The sequence below is a fragment of the Acutalibacter sp. 1XD8-36 genome (assembly GCF_009917525.1).
In the GTDB taxonomy this organism is placed as follows: Bacteria; Bacillota; Clostridia; order Oscillospirales; family Acutalibacteraceae; genus Acutalibacter.
On sequence record NZ_QZDU01000058.1, the window covers coordinates 1 to 1,169 of the forward strand.

General features: G+C 45.2%; 1 protein-coding gene and 1 pseudogene. Both read right to left on the reverse strand.

Going from position 1 to position 1,169, the window contains the following annotated elements; all coding sequences use genetic code 11:
* Nucleotides 1-152 (reverse strand): recombinase family protein (locus D5270_RS17335; protein WP_166545101.1); only part of this gene is annotated, 152 nt, incomplete at its 3' end.
* A gap of 72 nt (nucleotides 153-224) precedes the next feature.
* Nucleotides 225-1,169 (reverse strand): annotated as a pseudogene (locus tag D5270_RS16485) (hypothetical protein); the annotation flags it as partial.

A 1,169-nucleotide genomic window follows, 5' to 3' on the forward strand; every position in this document is an offset into this window, starting at 1 on the left:
GCGGAGATACCAGCGTCAGTGTAAATGTCCACAACAGTACAGTTATTTTCTTTTGCCCAGCTGGTAAGAGCGGTGGTCTGAGCCTCGATGGACAGGCCGTGTATAGCTTGTTCTTCCGAGGACACCCGGACGTAAATAAATATGCGTTTCATTTTGATTCACCTCTTTGAAATATAACGGTTTATGGAAAGGCCCGCACCTTGTGGGGGAGCGGGCTTTTAAGCTTATTGAACACATTTATTGCATGGTGTAAGATTTAGTCTTTGTGCTTCTTCAAGTGTTGATGGATAATATGTTCCTCCGTTACAGTGGTTATCATAATGGTATCGCTTGCCTGAGCTTGTTATATAAATTGTACGTCCTTCTGTAGACGTTGGAGGAACAACTTCTGTTGACCCGCTGCTTGGAGAATTAGTATCATTTGACGGACGATTCTCGTCTTCACTTTCAACTGGAATCTTGGGGGGATTTTTAGTCGGCTCAATTTTACTTTGGCCGTCGTTAGGAGTGCTCGCAGATGAATTTGCAGAACTGGACGGTTTATCATCATTGTTGTCGTAGGTATCGAAGTTGTTAGCGCCGCCAGCGTGGATTTTAGAAGACGTGCCAGCGGGTTTAGATTCGAGGGAATCTTTTTCAGTAAGGCTTATAGTTCGGCTATCAAGGAGCATACCCGAAAAGAGAAGTTTTGCGTCATGCTCCTCACCGTCTACGTATTCCAATGTATCGACGAACAAAGTGTCTGATTGAATTATTATTCGTGTGGTGGTATTCAGTGAGGCGTTCCATATGCCATGTACTTCATCGTCAGAAGAGAATAAGGTATTATAGTATTCCAGAGCATAGTCTGCAGGTACTAGGCTAGAGGATGTAGCAGATATACGCCATTTACCAGTCACATCATTCCTAACAGAGTTTGTAAAGTGAACTTCCATTCCGCAAGGGAGGGTGTAAGTCCCGGATGGTATAGCCGTACCATCTGTCGGGCTTGACAGAGCTGAGCTTTCAGTTGGGGCAACTGTGTTGGCCGGTGCTGGTGTTGCCATCACTGACTGCGACTGTGACGAAACAATCTTTTCAGGTTTGCGTTTGCTTTCGTTTATGGCATTCCCAATATTCCCCACTATCCCAACAACAAGTAAAACACAAGCCGCCCAAAACCACCAGCG